The following is a 16,017-nucleotide window of genomic DNA, read 5'->3' on the forward strand; positions in this document are numbered from 1 at the left end:
CCTCCCAGCATCCGACTCGGGTGCTCAGCCCCGGACGGATAAACTGACGGCATGACTGCGACGCGCACCCTCATCCTGCTCCGCCACGGCCGGAGCGAGTGGAACGAACTGAACCTGTTCACCGGTTGGGTGGACGTCCGCCTCAATGCGCAGGGCGAGAAGGAGGCACGCCGCGGCGGCGAGCTGCTGGCGGAGTCCGGCATCCTCCCCGACGTGCTGCACACCTCGCTGCTGAGCCGTGCCATCCAGACGGCGAACATCGCCCTGGATGCCGCCGACCGTCTGTGGATCCCGGTGACGCGCTCCTGGCGCCTGAACGAGCGTCACTATGGCGCGCTGCAGGGCAAGGACAAGGCACAGACGCTGGAAGAGTTCGGCCCGGAGCAGTTCCAGCTGTGGCGTCGTTCGTTCGATGTGCCGCCGCCCGTGCTCGACGACGAGAGCGAGTTTAGCCAGGTGAACGACGTCCGTTACGCGCACATCGACGGCGAGGTGCCGCGCACCGAGTCGCTCAAGCTCGTCATCGACCGCCTGCTGCCCTACTGGGAGAGTGCGATCGTCCCCGACCTCGAAGCCGGCAAGACGGTGCTCGTGACGGCGCACGGCAACTCGCTGCGTGGTCTCGTCAAGCACCTCGAGGGCATCAGCGACGACGACATCGCCGAGCTGAACATCCCGACCGGCATCCCGCTGGTGTACGAGCTGGACGAGAACAACGTCCCCACCGGCCCCGGCCGCTACCTCGACCCCGAGGCCGCCGCCGCCGGTGCAGCCGCCGTCGCGGCGCAGGGCAAGAAGTAGAAGCCCCCTGCGGATACGACGGAGCCCCCGATGCGATGGCATCGGGGGCTCCGTCGTATCCGCGAGTGGGTGTCAAGCGTGGCCGAACTCCTGCTGACCGAGCTCCTGCTGCTCGACGGCGAGCGGGATGTCGTGTTCCTCGACCGCCCAGTCGCCCGTGGCGAGGTAGACGACCTTCTTCGCGACGGCCACCGCGTGGTCGGCGAAGCGCTCGTGGTACCGGCTGGCGAGCGTGGCATCGACGGTGGCCGTGGCCTCGCCCTTCCAGTTGTCGCTGAGCACCTTCTCGAAGACGGTGGCGTGCAGCTCATCGACGTCGTCATCGGCGTTGCGGATGGCGTCGGCGAAACGCAGGTCCTGCGTGCGCAGCAGTTCGGACAGGGTGCGGGCCACCTCGACGTCGAGCTCGCCCATCTTCACGAACGTGCCCTTGAGGCCCTTCGGAATGGCGCGCTCGGGGAAGCGGAGGCGGGCGAGCTGGGCGATGTGCTCCGACATGTCGCCCATGCGCTCGAGCGAGGCGCTCACGCGCAATGCAGTGACGACGATGCGGAGGTCGCGGGCGACCGGCTGCTGGCGCGCGAGGATCTCGATGGCCTGCTCGTCGAGGGCCACGGCCAGCTCGTCGATCTTCGCGTCGTCGGCGATGACCTCTTCGGCCAGAGCCACGTCGCTCGTCGCGAACGCCCTGGTGGCCTTGTCGATGGACACCGTGACGAGGTCGGCGATCTCGACGAGGCGGTTCTGCAGGTCCTCGAGGGACTGGTGGAAGACTTCGCGCATGTTGGGGCGCAACCTTTCATTCGGATCTCGGCTGGATCAGCGCGAGGCGGCGGGTCGTCCGCACGAGAGCAGGTCTGTGCTCCCGCACAGGCCCGAAGCGATTGTCTGCTTCGAAGGTTAACGAACGGTGCCCAGCACGTGAATAGTACTTCTCCTGTTCCCGCCAGGGCGCGGAAACCCGCCGGACGGACGGTGAACGCACTCTACGCTGGAGTCATGACCCTGCCGCAGCTCGCGCTGTCTTCGCTCGCCATCGGGCTCGTGATCGGCGTCGGCCTGTCGCTCCTCGTGGTGTGGGCGTACCGGGCGCGGGCTCGAGTGCAGGAGGAGACGTCGCTGGCGATCCCCGCCGGCATCACCGACGTCCTGCACAGCATGGACGATGCGGCGGCGATCGTCGACGCCTCCGGTCTGGTGCTGGCCGCATCGCAGGCCGCGACGCGCTTCGGGATCGATGTCGGCTCGACTCTCGACAACCCGGAGCTCCGGCAGCTCGTCCGCGGCGTCAGAGAGGCCGGCGGCTCCGTCACCGAGTCGATGCGCATCACGCGCGGCGGGGTGAGCCTCGACCCCCGCCTGGTCTCGGCTCGGGCCAGCGTGATCGGCAGCCGCCTCGTTCTGCTGATCATCCGTGATGTCACGGAGCAGGAACGACTGGACCAGATGCGTCGCGACTTCGTGGCGAACACGAGCCACGAACTGAAGACGCCGGTCGGTGCGGTGAGCCTGCTCGCCGAGGCGATCGAGTCGGCGGCCGACGATCCCTCCCAGGTGCGCATCTTCGCCGCGCGCATCTCGGCGGAGGCGGGTCGTCTCGGTCAGCTCACCGGTCGCATCATGAGCCTGTCCCGGCTCCAGGCCGAGGACGGGCTGTCCACGGTGGGGCCGGTCGCGATCGACGAGGTGATCGCCTCCTCCATCGAGGCCCATGTCGTGCAGGCCGATTCCGCCGGTGTGGAACTCGCCAGGGGTGGAGACCGTGGTGTCTGGGTGCGCGGCGATGCGCAGATCCTGATCGAGGCGGTCGGCAACCTGATCGCCAACGCCATCGTCTACTCGCCGCGCGGCTCCCGAGTGGGCGTGGGCGTACGGGCGGAAGACGGTGTGGTCGAGATCGCGGTGTCGGATCAGGGCATCGGCATCGCGGAAGCAGATCGCGAGCGCATCTTCGAGCGGTTCTATCGGGCCGACGAAGCCCGATCGCGGCGCACGGGCGGCACGGGCCTCGGCCTGTCCATCGTCAAGCACGCCACCCAGCGTCACGGTGGCGAAGTGCGGCTGTGGTCCCGTCCCGGTCGCGGGTCCACGTTCACGATCCGGCTTCCTCGGATCGATGCCCCAGACAATCGCGACGCGGGCAAGAAGAACAAGAAGAAGCGCGCGCGCAAGGCGGCCAAGAACGCCGCGTCCGCCCGCGTGCGAAACGGAGAGAGAGCATGACCCGAATCCTTCTCGTCGAAGACGAGCCCGACCTCGCCGACCCGCTCGCCTACCTGCTCCGACGCGAGGGGTACGAGGTGGAGATCGCGGAGGACGGCCCCGGCGCACTCGCGGCCTTCCGGGAGCGCGGTGCCGACATCGTGCTGCTCGACCTGATGCTGCCGGGGATGCCGGGCACCGAGGTGTGTCGGCAGATCCGCTCGACCTCTGCTGTGCCGATCATCATGCTCACCGCCAAGGACTCCGAGGTCGACATCGTCGTCGGCCTCGAACTCGGAGCGGACGACTACATCACGAAGCCCTACTCGTCCCGGGAGCTGCTCGCCAGGATGCGGGCGGTGCTGCGCCGGGTGGTCCAGGCGGACGGTGAACTGGACGAGCGTGTGCTGGACGGTGGACGTGTGTCTCTCGACATCGACAGACACACCGTCTCCGTGGCAGGTGCGCAGATCAACATGCCGCTGAAGGAGTTCGAGCTGCTCGAGGTGCTGATGCGCAACTCGGGACGCGTCCTGACCAGGGGGCAGCTCATCGACCGCGTGTGGGGGAGCGACTACTTCGGCGACACCAAGACGCTGGACGTGCACATCAAGCGCATCCGCTCGCGCATCGAGGAGAACCCGAGCGAGCCCGTCATGCTCGTCACGGTGCGTGGTCTGGGGTACCGCTTCGAGGGCTGAGCGTCCGATCGGTGGCGCATGCTGCCGGTGAGACGCAGAAGAGGCCGGTACCCCGAGGGGTGCCGGCCTCTTCTCGCTGCGTGCGGCGTCAGTTCGAGGGCGCCGGGGCTGCCGTATCGGTCGGCAGCGGGGTCGGCGACGATGTGGGTGCCTTCTCGCTGGGGACCAGATCCGAGTAGTAGGGGAGGGTGCCGTCGAGCACCGGCACCTGGGTCTTGACTCCGGTGGAATCTCCCGACTGGAAGTGGATCTCGACGGTAGCGCCGGGCTTGGTGTCGAGGCCCACGATGCGCACCGGGTCGGCGTCAGAGCCGAGGCTCACGGTGTCGTTCGCCGGGACCGTGATGGCGAAGGGGTCGACACCCTCGACGGTGACGGTGAGCGTGGCCTTCTCGTCGGTCGGGTTCACGATCGCGGCGACGAAGTTGCCGACCGAACCGTCCTCCGTGGCGACCACGAGGGCGTTGCGCACGTCGATGGGCCCGTCTTCGTCGGAGACGTTCACTCCGTCGGAGGCGGCGTACTCGGTCTTGGTGGACTGCGGGGTGATGAACGTGCACCCGGTCGTACCGAGCAGAACGAGGGCGCTGAGGGCTGCAGACGCAACAAGGCGCGATTTCACGGGTCCTCCTGAGGTCCGGCGGGGATATCCGGAACCATTCTATGCGTAAGTCGTGAGGGCTCCTGCGGCCCTGGGGGCGCGAACCTTAGCGCATGTCCCCTGTGGTATCCTTGAGGTTGCCGAAAGGACACGTTTTTATGCTTTTTGAGGTTGGCGAGACCGTCGTCTATCCCCACCATGGCGCTGCGACCATCATCGAGGTCAAGGAGCGCATCATCAAGGGTGAGGCGAAGAAATACCTGAAGCTCAACGTCACCCAGGGAGATCTCATCATCGAGGTCCCCGCGGAGAATGTCGACCTGGTCGGCGTTCGCGACGTGATCGGCAAGGAGGGCCTCGATCATGTTTTCGAGGTGCTGCGAGCACCCTTCACAGAAGAGCCGACGAACTGGTCGCGCCGGTACAAGGCGAACCTCGAGAAGCTCGCCTCCGGCGATGTGATCAAGGTCAGCGAGGTCGTGCGCGACCTGTGGCGCCGTGACCAGGACCGCGGTCTGTCCGCGGGTGAGAAGCGGATGCTGGCGAAGGCTCGCCAGATCCTCATCTCGGAGCTGGCGCTCGCCGAGAAGACCGACGAGGACAAGGCGGGCGCACTGCTCGACGAGGTTCTCGCTTCCTGAGCTCTTCCACGACGAAAGGCGGGTGCTTCGGCACCCGCCTTTCGTCGTCTCGGCCGGTAACGTGAAGCCGTGACCATCCTTCCCGTTCCACGCACAGCGATCATCGTCGTGGCCGCAGGCTCCGGCACCCGACTGGGGGCGAGCGCCCCGAAGGCCTTCGTCGGCGTCGACTCCCGTTCCGTGCTCCGCCATGCGCTCGACGGGGTGTTCGCCGCCGCGCCGGCCCAGGTCGTCGTGGTCGCCCCCGCAGGCTGGGAGGGCGACGCCGAGACCGAGCTGCGCGAAGCGGCGGGGGAGCGCGCCGACTTGGGGCGCGTGGTCACCGGCGGCGCGACCAGGCAGCAGTCGGTGGCCGCGGGTCTGAGCGCGCTCTGGGGCGACATCGAGACGGTGCTGGTGCATGACGCCGCACGTGCGCTCACCCCTCCCTCACAGATCGATGCCGTCGCAGAGGCTGTGGCCGCAGGGGTCGGCGTGATTCCGACGCTGCCCGTCGTCGACACGCTCAAGAGGGTCGTCAATGGAACCGTGGCGGCCGCCGTCGACCGTTCCGAGCTCGCAGCGGCGCAGACGCCACAGGGCTTTCCGCGGGCAGCGCTGGAGGTCGCCTACGCCGCCGCGCGTGAGAGCGGGGTCGAGTACACCGACGATGCGGCGCTGTTCGCGGCGACAGGCCGCCCCGTGCGGCACATCGACGGCTCCGAACGCGCGTTCAAGATCACCACGCCGGCCGACCTCGAGCGCGCGAGACACCTTCTGGGCTCGCACAACGCAGGCGCCGGCATCCCGCGGGTGGGCATCGGCACGGACGTTCACGCCTTCGGCGGCGAGGGCGACCTCTGGCTCGCCGGTCTGGAGTGGCCAGGGGAGCAGCCTCTGTCCGGCCATTCGGATGGAGACGCGGTCGCCCATGCCATCGTCGATGCGCTCCTGGGAGCGGCGGGCATCGGCGACATCGGCGAGCACTTCGGCACCGCCCATCCCGAGTATGCGGGGGCCCATGCCGAGGTCTTCCTGGCCCGCACGCGCGAGCTGCTCCGGGAAGCCGGCTTCGCGGTCGGGAACGTCTCGGTCCAGTTCCAGGGGAACCGTCCGAAGTTCAGCCCGCGACGGTCGGAAGCCCAGGAGCTCCTCAGTGGGATCCTCGGCGCTCCGGTGTCCGTGACAGCCACCACGACTGACGGGCTGGGATTCGCCGGGCGGGCGGAGGGCATCGCGGTCACCGCGATCGCGACCGTCTTCCCGCTCTGACTCGGCGGGGGAATGCGCGGTCCGTGCGGATCGTTTCCTGTCGACGAGACCATCACAGAAGGAGCCGCAGTGAAGATCCTCATCATCGGAGCCAGTGGGAATGTCGGACGGGCGGCAGTCGGAGCGCTCGAAGGGCACGACATCGTGGCCGCCTCGCGGAGCGGTGCTCCGTCCGTCGACGTGACGGACCCGACATCCATCGAGCGGCTCTTCGACGATGTGGGCCACGTGGATGCGGTCATCGCCGCTGTCGGCAGCGTCCCGTTCGCACCGCTGGCCGAGCTCGGGCGTGACGACTTCGAATCCGCGCTCCGTGGCAAGGTGCTGTCCCAGCTCGACATCGTCCGCATCGGTACGCGGTTCGTGCGTGACGGCGGCTCCTTCACCCTCACCTCCGGCATCCTGGCCCGCGAGCCGATCGCCACGGGTGCCGCGGCCTCGCTCGCGAACGGAGCGATCGAGGCGTTCGTGCTGGGCGCAGCCGCCGAGCTCCCGCGTGCGATCCGCATCAACGCCGTCAGCCCCTCAGTGCTCGAGGACGCGCCTTCCTACCATTCGTCGTTCCCCGGGTTCGTCCCGGTGTCCTCGTACCGGGTCGGCATGGCGTACGCGAAGAGCGTCCTCGGCGTGCAGACGGGACAGATCTTCCCCGTGGACTGAGTTCGCCCGTCATGGATGACGCATTCGCACGCGCCCAGGCTCAGGAACGACGCTCCCGGTAAGCTTGAGCGGTGACAGTCCGCCTCTACGACACCCGCGCGCAGCAGTTGCGCGACTTCGTGCCTCTCGATCCTGAGAACATCACGATGTACGTGTGCGGACCCACCGTGCAGTCGGGCCCGCACATCGGGCACGTCAGAGCGGCCCTCAGCTTCGATCTCCTGCGGCGCTGGCTCGAGTACCGCCACGGTCGCGTGACGTTCGTCCGCAACGTGACGGACATCGATGACAAGGTGCTCGCCAACGCGACCGAGTCCGAGCCGTGGTGGGCGCTGGCCTACCGGATGGAGCGCGAGTTCACCGCTGCCTATGCGGGCGTGGGGATCCTCCCGCCGACCTACGAGCCCCGAGCCACGGCGTCGGTTCCGCAGATGCAGGAGCTCATCGCGCTGCTGATCGAGCGCGGCCACGCCTACCCTGCGCCGGACGGATCGGGGGACGTCTACTTCGACGTGCGCTCCTGGTCCGACTACGGCTCGCTCACCCATCAGTCGCTGGACGCGATGGAAGCGGCGGAGGACGCGGATCCCCGAGGCAAGCGGAATCCGCAGGACTTCGCGCTCTGGAAGGGGAGCAAGCCCGAGGAGCCGTCCGATGCGACCTGGGCATCGCCCTGGGGGACCGGCCGTCCCGGATGGCACATCGAATGCTCCGCGATGTCGAAGCGTTATCTCGGCGCGGAGTTCGACATCCACGGCGGCGGGCTCGATCTGCGTTTCCCCCATCACGAGAACGAGCTCGCGCAGTCGACCGCAGCAGGAGACGGCTTCGCCCGCTATTGGGTGCACAACGGCCTCGTGACCGTCGACGGGCAGAAGATGTCGAAGTCGCTCGGCAACTTCACGTTGGCCGCCGACGTCCTCGCCGCGCACGAGCCGCTGGTGGTGCGCTACGCGCTCGCTTCGGCGCACTATCGTTCGAGTCTCGACCTCAGCGAGTCGTCGTGGGCGGAGGCGGAGGCCGCGCTCGGTCGCATCGCGACGTTCCAGCAGCGTGCCGCACGCGTTGCCGAAGGGGGCATCGGATTCTTCGTGTCGCAGAGTCTTCCCGAGGCCTTCGTGGCCGCGATGGATGATGATCTCGGGGTTCCGGAGGCGCTGGCTGTGCTGCACGAGACGGTGCGCGCGGGCAACTCGGCGCTCGATGCGGGGGAGACGGAAGCCGCGCTGCACGCTCTTCGGGCCGTGCTGGCGATGACCTCCGTCCTCGGTCTCACCGCCTCATCCGGCGCGAGGACTCACGCGTCGGAGTCTGTGCTGGACGCTCTCGTCCAGACGATGATCACCCAGCGCGCACAGGCACGCGCTGACAAGGACTGGGCGGCGGCCGATCGCATCCGAGATGCGATCGCCGCCGCAGGAATCACGCTGGAGGACACTCCGGCCGGAACTCATTGGAGTATCGATGGCTAAGCCAGGGCGCCCCGGCGCGAGCAAGGGAAACAAGAAGGGCCCGACCAAGGGCACCGGCGGACTCGGGCGCAAGGCGCTCGAGGGTCGCGGACCGACGCCGAAGGCGGAGGACCGCGCCTGGCACCCGGCGGGCAAGCGCAAGGCTGCGGCCGAGCGGTACGCCGCGGCGACCGGCGGCAAGGGGCGGCCGGGCGGCGGACGTCCCGGGGCTGGCGGCGGGAACCGCGCGTCCAAGGCCAAGGCAGGAGACGACACCGAGATCGTCACGGGTCGCAACTCGGTGCTCGAGGCACTGCGGGCGAAGATCCCGGCGACGGCCTTCTACATCGCGCAGCGCGTGGAGATGGACGACCGTGTGAAGGAGATGCTCTCGATCGCGACCCACCGCGGCATCCCCGTGCTCGAGGTCACGCGTCCCGAGCTCGACCGGATGGCCGGCTTCGACGGCGTGCACCAGGGCGTCGCGATCAAGGTGCCCCCGTACGAGTATGCGCACCCCCAGGATCTGCTCGAGCAGGTCATCGACCAGGGCCACGTGCCGCTGTTCGTGGCGCTCGACGGCATCACCGACCCCCGCAACCTCGGCGCGATCATCCGCTCCACGGCGGCGTTCGGCGGCCATGGCGTCATCCTTCCTCAGCGTCGCTCGGCGAGCGTCAACTCCGCGGCCTGGAAGACCAGCGCCGGAGCGGTCGCCCGCACCCCGGTGGCTCTCGCGAGCAACCTCACCACGCAGCTCAAGGAGTTCAAGAAGCAGGGTGTCTTCGTGCTCGGGCTCGACGGTGACGGCGACGTGTCGCTTCCGGAACTGCAGCTGGCCGATCGCCCCGTCGTGATCGTGGTCGGCTCCGAGGGCAAGGGGCTGTCCCGTCTCGTCTCCGAGACCTGCGACCAGATCGTCTCGATTCCGATCTCCGCGGCCACCGAGTCGCTGAACGCCGGCATCGCGACGTCCGTCGCGCTGTACCAGGTCGCGTCGCTCCGCGCCGCGAAGTGATTCCATCGCCACATACGTCTGACTAGGGGAGAACCGCATGGCTCGCATCGTCGTCCTCGGAGGAACCGGCTACGCCGGCCGTCACATCGTCGCCGAGGCGGTGTCGCGCGGTCATGCGGTCATCGCCCTGTCGCGCTCGGAACCGACGGATCCCGTCGCCGGCGCTGCGTATCTGCAGGGCACGGCGCTGGACCTCGACTCGTTGGCCCCGGCGCTCGACGGAGCGGATGCGGTGGTGTCCGCGCTGTCTCCTCGCGGCGACATGGAGAACAGGGTCCTGGAGGCGTTGAGCGGGCTCGCCGATCGACTCACCGGGACGGAGACGCGCCTGGGCGTGATCGGCGGTGCTGGGGGCAGTCTCGTCGCTCCCGGTGGGCCGCGTCTGTTCGATCAGGATTTCCCCGAGGAGTACAAGCACGAGGCGCAGGTCGGCATCGACTCGCTCGCACTGCTCGAAGCCACCGATCCGCGTCTGGACTGGTTCTTCGTGCACCCCGCCGAGGTTTTCGGTCCGTGGGCAGAGGGCGAGCGCACCGGACACTACCGTGACGGCGGCGATGTGATCGTCCGCGACGACGAGGGCAAGTCGTTCATCTCGGGGGCCGACTTCGCGGTCGCGGTGGTCGATGAGATCGAGCAGGGCAACCACCATCGCGAGCGGTTCACCGTCGGCTACTGAGTCGCGGCCCCGACGCCTCGGAGCGGTCAGACCAGATCGCGCCAGTCGACGTCATCATCGTCGTCGGCGGTCGGCGTCGCGCCCGTGATGACGGGAAGGCTCATCGTCTCGGTGGGCGGGCCCATGATCGTGGCCTCGTCGCGGCGATGGCGCAGCACCTCGTTGATGTAGCTGGTGAGCACCTCGGCGAGGGGGATGGAGCGTCCCTCCGCCTGGGACAGGTACCAGCGGTGCTCCAGCACCTGGTGGAAGACCTCGGCAGGCTCGAGCTTGGCCCTCAGCTCATAGGGGATCGCACGGACGACGGGCTCGAAGACACGGGTGAGCCATTCGTGGGCGTACATCTCCTCGTCCGCCCACTGCTTGGTCGAGCGGGCGCGGAACTCGTCGAGGTCGTTGAGCAGGCGACGGGCCTGGTTCTCCTCGACGTCGAGGCCTGTGAGGCGGATCAGGCGCCGTTGGTGATGCCCTGCGTCGACGACCTTCGGCTGAATCTCCACGACGGTGCCGTCGGCTGTCGTGGACATGGACATCTCGTCGATGTCGAAGCCGAGGGCGTTGAGGCGCTCGACCCGTTCCGTGATGCGCCACGTCTCGGCCGCGGAGAACGACTCCTGAGCGGTGAGCTCGGCCCACAGCGACCGGTACGACGACACGATGCCGTCCGCGATCGCCACGGCATCCACTCCGTGCTCCAGACGTCCACCCGCCGCGAGGTCCATGATCTCGCCGGCGATGTTGGTGCGGGCGAGGTCGAGGTCATACGCGCGCTGGCCGTCAGTGAGGCCCTCCTCGTGGAGCTCCCCGGTCTCCGCGTCGACGAGGTAGGCCGCGAACGCACCGGCATCGCGCCGGAAGAGGGTGTTCGACAGCGAGACGTCGCCCCAGTAGAAGCCGACGTTGTGCAGGCGCACCAGAAGCAGCGCGAGCGCGTCGACGAGACGGTTCGCGGTGTCAGGGCGCAGCACCCGCGTGAACAGCGCGCGATACGGCATCGAGAAGCGCAGGTGTGATGTGACCAGGGCGGCGGGGAGGGGGTCACCATGGGCATCGGTGCGGCCGGCGATCACGGCGACCCTGTCGACGCAGGGCACATCGAGGCGCGCCAGGTTGCCGAGCATGTCGTATTCGCGCTGGGCCATCTCCGCAGTGGTCTCCTTGACGGCGACGACGCGACCGGAGAGATCGGCGAATCGCACGAGGTGGCGGGAGAGCCCCTTCGGGAGCGACACGATGTGCTCGGACGGCCACTTGGCGAGGGTGGTCGACCAGGGGAGCGCGAGCAGTCCCGGATCGATCTTGCTGGCGGTGATCCGCAGCGAGTCCTGCATGGTGCTCCCTGATGGCGGGCGGTGAGGAAAAAGAGACGCGGCGCAGGTGACCGAGGTCAGCCCGCGCCGCGTCTGTGGATCCGATCAGGCGGAGACGACCGGCTTGTCGTTCAGTCGCACGCCGGACTCGCTGTCGAACGCGTGCACGTGACCCGCGTTGGCAGCCAGCGTGACCGTCTCGCCGGCGTTCGGGTGGCTGCGGCCGTCGACACGGGCGACCAGGTCGGTGCGCTTGCCGTTGATGTCGGTGTGACCGTAGAGGTAGCCGTCTGCGCCGAGCTCCTCGACCAGGTCGACGACGACCGAGAGGCCCTTGCCGTCTGCCGGGCCGACGGTGATGTCCTCGGGGCGGACGCCGACCGTGACCTGCGAGCCGTTGGCGCGGCCGACGGTGTCGCGGTCGAGCGGCACGACCTCGGTGCCGAAGCGCACGCCGCCGTCGGCCAGGTCGGCCGAGAACAGGTTCATCGCGGGCGAGCCGATGAAGCCGGCGACGAAGACGTTCTCGGGCTTCTCGTACAGGTCGCGCGGCGAGCCGACCTGCTGGAGCAGGCCGTCCTTGAGCACGGCGATACGGTCGCCCATGGTGAGCGCCTCGGTCTGGTCGTGCGTGACGTAGACCGTGGTGACGCCGAGGCGACGCTGCAGCGACGCGATCTGCGTACGGGTCTGGACGCGGAGCTTGGCGTCGAGGTTCGACAGCGGCTCGTCCATGAGGAAGACCTGGGGCTGACGGACGATCGCGCGGCCCATGGCCACACGCTGACGCTGACCACCCGAGAGCGCCTTCGGCTTGCGGGTCAGGTACTGCTCGAGGTCGAGGAGCTTGGCGGCCTCGAGGACGCGCGACGCACGCTCCTCCTTGCCGACGCCGGCGATCTTGAGCGCGAAGCCCATGTTCTCGGCGACGGTCATGTGCGGGTACAGCGCGTAGTTCTGGAAGACCATGGCGATGTCACGGTCCTTCGGCGGCACGTCGGTCACGTCGCGGTCACCGATGAGGATGCGGCCGGCGTTGACCTCTTCCAGGCCGGCGAGCATGCGGAGGGACGTCGACTTACCGCAACCGGAAGGTCCGACGAGGACGAGGAACTCGCCGTCACCGACCTCGAGGTTCAGCTTGTCGACAGCGGGACGGGTTCCACCGGGGTACAGGCGGGTGGCCTCGTCGAAAGTCACAGATGCCATTGTCGTTTCTCCTTCACCGGCAGGTACGTGCCGGACGATCCGTAGTGATGAAGCGGTGGGATGAGCCACCGTGACCCGTCTTTGGGTCGAAGTCAGTATGACATGAACAGCGGTACCTGGGTATTTCTCAGCCTCACTGGCTAGCATCGAACTCGGCCGCGCCCAGCGGCGATCGTCGCCGAGCGGCGGTCGGGGCCAACCCGGACCCCCTCAGACTCACAAGAGGAACGATGTCGAGCGACGAAACGCCGAACGTCCCCACACCTCGCAATTCTCGCGAGGTCGTGCGGGAGAAGGCTCAGAAAGTGCACGCCCAGCAGTCGAGGGCGCGCCTCATGCGACGGATCATCATCGGTGCCGTCGCGATCGTCGCCGTAGGGGCGATCGGCACTGCGGTGACCCTTGCGGTGTCAGCACAGGTGTCGAAGCCGAAGCTCACCCCCACCGGAATGGAGTCGGACGGCGTGGTCGTCACCGACATCACCGCCGTGGCGGGGTCCGATGAGGTGCCGGTATCGCCCTCGGAGGAGCCGTCCGATGCCGCAGCCCCGGTGGAGCCGACGCCCGAGGCCACGGCCTCCGAGAAGGTCGACATCCACGTCTACGTCGACTACCTCTCGCCGGACGCGGGCAAGTTCGAGCGGGCCAACGCCCGCCAGCTGGCCGGCTGGATCAGCGAGGGAGCGGTCACGGTCAGCTACCACCCGGTCGCTCTGCTCACCGCGAGCTCGAACGGCACGAAGTACTCGCTGCGGTCCGCAGCGGCTGCCGCCTGCGTGGCCAGTCACTCGCCTGCACAGTTCTATGCGTTCAATCACGACCTGCTCGACAAGCAGCCCGACGTGGGCAGCGACGGCATGTCGGATGAGGATCTCGCCAACCTCGCAGCCGCCGTCGGCACCGACAACACCAAGGCCGTGCGCTCGTGCATCGAGGACGGGGACTTCGTCAGCTGGGCGAAGGAAGCGACCACCCGCGCGCTCGAAGGACCACTGTCCGGTTCCAAGGACCTCAAGCTGAACGCGTCGCCCATGATCGTCGCGAACGGCGAGGCATACGTCGGTGCGTTCGACGATCCCGCCGAGTTCTCGCAGTTCGTGCTCAGCGTGGCCAGCGACGCCTCTCGCGAGACGCCGACCCCCACGCCGACTCCGACCACCACGCCTGCCTCCTAGGTCGAGGTGTGGTCGATGCCATCGCTAAGCTGATGGATGGCATCCGCCGACTTGGCGCAATTGGTAGCGCACCGTACTTGTAATACGGGGGTTACGGGTTCGAGTCCCGTAGTCGGCTCAAGAAACACCAGATCAAAACAAAGAAAATCGCCCCGACTTCTTCACGGAGTCGGGGCGATTCGTTGTTTATCCATGGTTTTCAGATGAACAGCTTCGCCAGAACAAGTCCGGCTGCGGGTCCGCGGTGCACCTCGTCGGCGTAGTGCAACCGCGTGGTGCGCTCGTCTTCGTGCCCGAGCTGCTCCTTCGCTGCCTGGATGCCGAGCTCATCCCGCATGACCGTCGCGACAGTCTTGCGGAAGCTCTTCGGGGTCGTCCCCTTCCACGGCGTATCGCGAAGCGCTTCGCGCCAGGAGGTGCGGTAGTTGTTCGGGTGGCGGAAGGTGCCGACGCTCGACGCGAACACGAACGCGGAGTACGACGCGACGCGGCGACGCAGCAGCATGTCGACAACGTGGTCGGGAAGCTCAAGCTCACGGTAGCCGGCATCCGACTTCGTGAACCCCTGGACGAAGAGCTTCCCGCCGCGGTCCTGCGCGATCGTCTGCCGGACCGTGACGCGCTTCGCGTCGAGGTCGAGCTGGTCCCATTGCAGCGCGAGCAGCTCACCGGTGCGTACGCCTGTGCCGATGATCATGTCTGTCGTGTTGAGCAGCTCGTTCGCGCGCGGACGCCGACGCCGCCGATCGTCTGCTGACCGTGGCTCAGTGCCTGCGTCCCATTCTTCGAACCGAGCACGCATCGAGCGCACGACGTCGAGATTTGGCGCGGCGCGCTTCGCAACTCGCCTCGCCTTCTCCCGTGCGGGCACGTCTGTCATGGGGCTGGGGCGCACGGCGCCGTGACGCGCGGCGAGAGTGAACATTCCACGAAGCACCACGTGGGCAGTCGTCGTCGACCCTGCGCCGGACGACCTCGTCAGCGAGGTGATGAAGCGGTCCAGGGGCGGCAGCTCGCCCACTACGGACGTAACAACGTCCCCGCGACCTTCGCCCGCGCGATGGCCGAACACCGACGCCCGGGCCAAACTCGAGACCTGGCACAACGTCAAGGCCGAGTACCACTACGCCGAGGGCACCGAGCGCGCGCTACACACCAAGGTGAACTCGATGCTCAACATCAACCGCGCGATCGCCACGCAGTACGGAGTTCACCGATGAGCCTTCAGAACCGGTCAGTGGCGGCTCTGCAGATATCTGCAGCGGTGGCGCGTCCGTCGAACCAGTCACCGATCTCTTCCAGCATGCGCTGCTCTGGTGCCGGCGTTACGGATGCGTCGTCTGGATCCGCGCGACGCGTCGACGTGCTCACCTATCGGCCTGGTGTCCGCTCGACGGACCCCAGCCGGGTCACTGGGGCAAAGCCGGCGGTGTTCTGCCGCTGGGTGTTCGATTTGCTCGGTGCCGAGCCGCAGGACGAGTTCTCGGCCCTGTCCGCCGGGTCCGGGGGAGTGATGCGCGCATGGGCCGCCTTCTCCGGTCGCGATGCAGGCGTTCGGGCATACTGACCTGATGGAACTACAGGACTGGCTCGACACGGTGCTCGAATACCTTAAGGTATTCGCCTGGCCTGCTGTGGTCCTTATCCTCGCGCTGGTGTACAGGAAGCCACTCATCGAGGTGTTGCGCCGTCTGCACAAAGCGGCGGGCTTTGGCGCGACGGTAGAACTCGAGAAGGGGTTTGAGCAGAGCGCTCGGTCATTGAATGAGGCGAACCTGCCTGAGCTCGTAGCCGAGACGCGCGAGTCGGTCGACCCCTCGGCCGACACACCAGAACTCAAAGAGCCCGAGACGCCATCGAGAGAAGAAATCCCGGATCCCATGGCTGAGCTCAAGCGGGTCTGGAGTCCTGCGGCGATTCGCAACTTTTGGGAGTCGAACCCAGAAACGGCTGCGCGGCTGGGCTTGGTCTACCCCGACGACGACCGCCACCCCGAGAGGTATGGCCGCATGATGCTTGCCTGGGCGCACCTCGAAGCGAGAGCAACGAAGCTCGGGATGCTCATCGGTCTCCCGCCGAGCTCCGCGAGAAACCTCGGAGTGCTTAGCGCAGGCCTGCTCGACCGCAAGCTCATCAGTCACGAGAGCGCCGAGATTGCGCGGAGTCTCCAGCGCCTGCGTAACGAGCTCGCGCATGAGGTCGAGAACATCAACATCAGTGCCTCGCTAACCTCCAACTTCGTGCAGGCGGCAGAGAAGCTTGACACGGTGTTCGCGCACCTCACGGAGGATCTCGAGGACGCTGCCGAAATCTAGTAG

17 protein-coding genes and 1 tRNA gene are annotated in these 16,017 nt (G+C 67.6%); 13 read left to right on the forward strand and 5 right to left on the reverse strand.

Annotation, left to right across the window (positions count from 1 at the left end; genetic code table 11):
• Positions 1-51: 51 nt before the first annotated feature.
• On the forward strand, positions 52-801 hold the full coding sequence (locus MOX01_RS06240) for a phosphoglyceromutase (protein WP_046746485.1): 750 nt from the start codon (positions 52-54) through the stop codon (positions 799-801).
• Positions 802-873: 72 nt separating this feature from the next.
• Here the strand turns inward: MOX01_RS06240 and phoU are convergent, their stop codons facing one another.
• Positions 874-1,584, reverse strand: coding sequence for a phosphate signaling complex protein PhoU (gene phoU / locus MOX01_RS06245; protein ID WP_046746522.1), 711 nt, complete (start codon positions 1,582-1,584; stop codon positions 874-876).
• Positions 1,585-1,800: 216 nt separating this feature from the next.
• On the opposite strand from phoU, the gene MOX01_RS06250 reads away from it, so the two are divergent.
• Together MOX01_RS06250 and MOX01_RS06255 are read left to right on the forward strand one after the other, a co-directional pair.
• On the forward strand, positions 1,801-3,024 hold the full coding sequence (locus tag MOX01_RS06250; RefSeq protein ID WP_046746523.1) for a sensor histidine kinase: 1,224 nt from the start codon (positions 1,801-1,803) through the stop codon (positions 3,022-3,024).
• The gene (locus MOX01_RS06255; protein WP_045263359.1) at positions 3,021-3,704 is read left to right on the forward strand and encodes a response regulator; all 684 of its coding nucleotides are present in this window, start codon (positions 3,021-3,023) and stop codon (positions 3,702-3,704) included. Before MOX01_RS06250 ends, MOX01_RS06255 begins: the two co-directional genes overlap by 4 nt.
• Positions 3,705-3,792: 88 nt before the next feature.
• Here MOX01_RS06255 and MOX01_RS06260 read toward each other — a convergent pair whose 3' ends face one another.
• Complete coding sequence (locus MOX01_RS06260; protein ID WP_141368913.1) at positions 3,793-4,326, reverse strand: DNA modification methylase; 534 nt, start codon at positions 4,324-4,326, stop codon at positions 3,793-3,795.
• Positions 4,327-4,463: 137 nt separating this feature from the next.
• Between MOX01_RS06260 and MOX01_RS06265 the strand changes: the two genes are divergently transcribed.
• The 6 genes from MOX01_RS06265 to MOX01_RS06290 all read left to right on the forward strand — a co-directional run bounded on the left by MOX01_RS06265 (position 4,464) and on the right by MOX01_RS06290 (position 10,005).
• Positions 4,464-4,946: a CarD family transcriptional regulator gene (locus MOX01_RS06265; protein WP_017201416.1), complete on the forward strand. Its 483-nt coding sequence runs from the start codon at positions 4,464-4,466 to the stop codon at positions 4,944-4,946.
• A gap of 69 nt (positions 4,947-5,015) precedes the next feature.
• Positions 5,016-6,197 (forward strand): 2-C-methyl-D-erythritol 4-phosphate cytidylyltransferase, encoded by a 1,182-nt coding sequence (gene ispD / locus MOX01_RS06270; RefSeq protein WP_141368915.1) that lies wholly within the window; start codon positions 5,016-5,018, stop codon positions 6,195-6,197.
• A 69-nt stretch (positions 6,198-6,266) separates the two neighbouring features.
• Entirely contained in the window at positions 6,267-6,857 is a 591-nt protein-coding gene (locus MOX01_RS06275) for a short chain dehydrogenase (RefSeq protein WP_141368917.1), read from the forward strand.
• A gap of 71 nt (positions 6,858-6,928) precedes the next feature.
• Positions 6,929-8,329 (forward strand): cysteine--tRNA ligase, encoded by a 1,401-nt coding sequence (gene cysS, locus MOX01_RS06280; protein WP_141368919.1) that lies wholly within the window; start codon positions 6,929-6,931, stop codon positions 8,327-8,329.
• Positions 8,322-9,326 (forward strand): 23S rRNA (guanosine(2251)-2'-O)-methyltransferase RlmB, encoded by a 1,005-nt coding sequence (gene rlmB / locus MOX01_RS06285; protein ID WP_058630990.1) that lies wholly within the window; start codon positions 8,322-8,324, stop codon positions 9,324-9,326. The genes cysS and rlmB overlap by 8 nt, the downstream gene beginning before the upstream one ends.
• 37 nt (positions 9,327-9,363) lie before the next feature.
• Positions 9,364-10,005: an NAD(P)-dependent oxidoreductase gene (locus MOX01_RS06290; protein WP_046746529.1), complete on the forward strand. Its 642-nt coding sequence runs from the start codon at positions 9,364-9,366 to the stop codon at positions 10,003-10,005.
• Between the two features lie 26 nt (positions 10,006-10,031).
• On the opposite strand, the gene MOX01_RS06295 is transcribed toward MOX01_RS06290, so the two are convergent.
• Positions 10,032-11,336 (reverse strand): DUF4032 domain-containing protein, encoded by a 1,305-nt coding sequence (locus MOX01_RS06295; RefSeq protein WP_046746530.1) that lies wholly within the window; start codon positions 11,334-11,336, stop codon positions 10,032-10,034.
• 84 nt (positions 11,337-11,420) lie between these two features.
• Positions 11,421-12,524: an ABC transporter ATP-binding protein gene (locus MOX01_RS06300; RefSeq protein ID WP_046746531.1), complete on the reverse strand. Its 1,104-nt coding sequence runs from the start codon at positions 12,522-12,524 to the stop codon at positions 11,421-11,423.
• Between the two features lie 230 nt (positions 12,525-12,754).
• Between MOX01_RS06300 and MOX01_RS06305 the strand changes: the two genes are divergently transcribed.
• On the forward strand, positions 12,755-13,699 hold the full coding sequence (locus tag MOX01_RS06305) for a thioredoxin domain-containing protein (RefSeq protein WP_058630991.1): 945 nt from the start codon (positions 12,755-12,757) through the stop codon (positions 13,697-13,699).
• A 45-nt stretch (positions 13,700-13,744) separates the two neighbouring features.
• A tRNA-Thr gene (locus MOX01_RS06310) sits at positions 13,745-13,817 on the forward strand.
• 81 nt (positions 13,818-13,898) lie between these two features.
• On the opposite strand, the gene MOX01_RS06315 is transcribed toward MOX01_RS06310, so the two are convergent.
• Positions 13,899-14,624, reverse strand: a complete 726-nt coding sequence (locus MOX01_RS06315; protein ID WP_141368921.1) for a site-specific integrase — start codon at positions 14,622-14,624, stop codon at positions 13,899-13,901.
• Between MOX01_RS06315 and MOX01_RS06320 the strand changes: the two genes are divergently transcribed.
• Positions 14,617-14,919 (forward strand): hypothetical protein, encoded by a 303-nt coding sequence (locus MOX01_RS06320; protein ID WP_141368923.1) that lies wholly within the window; start codon positions 14,617-14,619, stop codon positions 14,917-14,919. The genes MOX01_RS06315 and MOX01_RS06320 overlap by 8 nt on opposite strands.
• A 351-nt stretch (positions 14,920-15,270) precedes the next feature.
• On the forward strand, positions 15,271-16,014 hold the full coding sequence (locus tag MOX01_RS06325; protein WP_141368925.1) for a hypothetical protein: 744 nt from the start codon (positions 15,271-15,273) through the stop codon (positions 16,012-16,014).
• Positions 16,015-16,017: the final 3 nt, after the last annotated feature.

It is taken from the genome of Microbacterium oxydans (assembly GCF_006540085.1).
Lineage (GTDB): Bacteria > Actinomycetota > Actinomycetes > Actinomycetales > Microbacteriaceae > Microbacterium > Microbacterium oxydans.

Excerpts from the sequence above, each read along its gene's own strand:
- MOX01_RS06290 (WP_046746529.1), top strand. The coding sequence starts at position 9,364 with ATGGCTCGCATCGTCGTCCTCGGAGGAACCGGCTACGCCGGCCGTCAC.
- MOX01_RS06255 (WP_045263359.1), top strand. The coding sequence starts at position 3,021 with ATGACCCGAATCCTTCTCGTCGAAGACGAGCCCGACCTCGCCGACCCG.
- rlmB (WP_058630990.1), top strand. The coding sequence starts at position 8,322 with ATGGCTAAGCCAGGGCGCCCCGGCGCGAGCAAGGGAAACAAGAAGGGC.
- MOX01_RS06295 (WP_046746530.1), bottom strand. The coding sequence starts at position 11,336 with ATGCAGGACTCGCTGCGGATCACCGCCAGCAAGATCGATCCGGGACTG.
- MOX01_RS06250 (WP_046746523.1), top strand. The coding sequence starts at position 1,801 with ATGACCCTGCCGCAGCTCGCGCTGTCTTCGCTCGCCATCGGGCTCGTG.
- MOX01_RS06240 (WP_046746485.1), top strand. The coding sequence starts at position 52 with ATGACTGCGACGCGCACCCTCATCCTGCTCCGCCACGGCCGGAGCGAG.
- MOX01_RS06265 (WP_017201416.1), top strand. The coding sequence starts at position 4,464 with ATGCTTTTTGAGGTTGGCGAGACCGTCGTCTATCCCCACCATGGCGCT.
- phoU (WP_046746522.1), bottom strand. The coding sequence starts at position 1,584 with ATGCGCGAAGTCTTCCACCAGTCCCTCGAGGACCTGCAGAACCGCCTC.
- MOX01_RS06325 (WP_141368925.1), top strand. The coding sequence starts at position 15,271 with ATGGAACTACAGGACTGGCTCGACACGGTGCTCGAATACCTTAAGGTA.
- MOX01_RS06315 (WP_141368921.1), bottom strand. The coding sequence starts at position 14,624 with ATGTTCACTCTCGCCGCGCGTCACGGCGCCGTGCGCCCCAGCCCCATG.
- MOX01_RS06305 (WP_058630991.1), top strand. The coding sequence starts at position 12,755 with ATGTCGAGCGACGAAACGCCGAACGTCCCCACACCTCGCAATTCTCGC.
- MOX01_RS06300 (WP_046746531.1), bottom strand. The coding sequence starts at position 12,524 with ATGGCATCTGTGACTTTCGACGAGGCCACCCGCCTGTACCCCGGTGGA.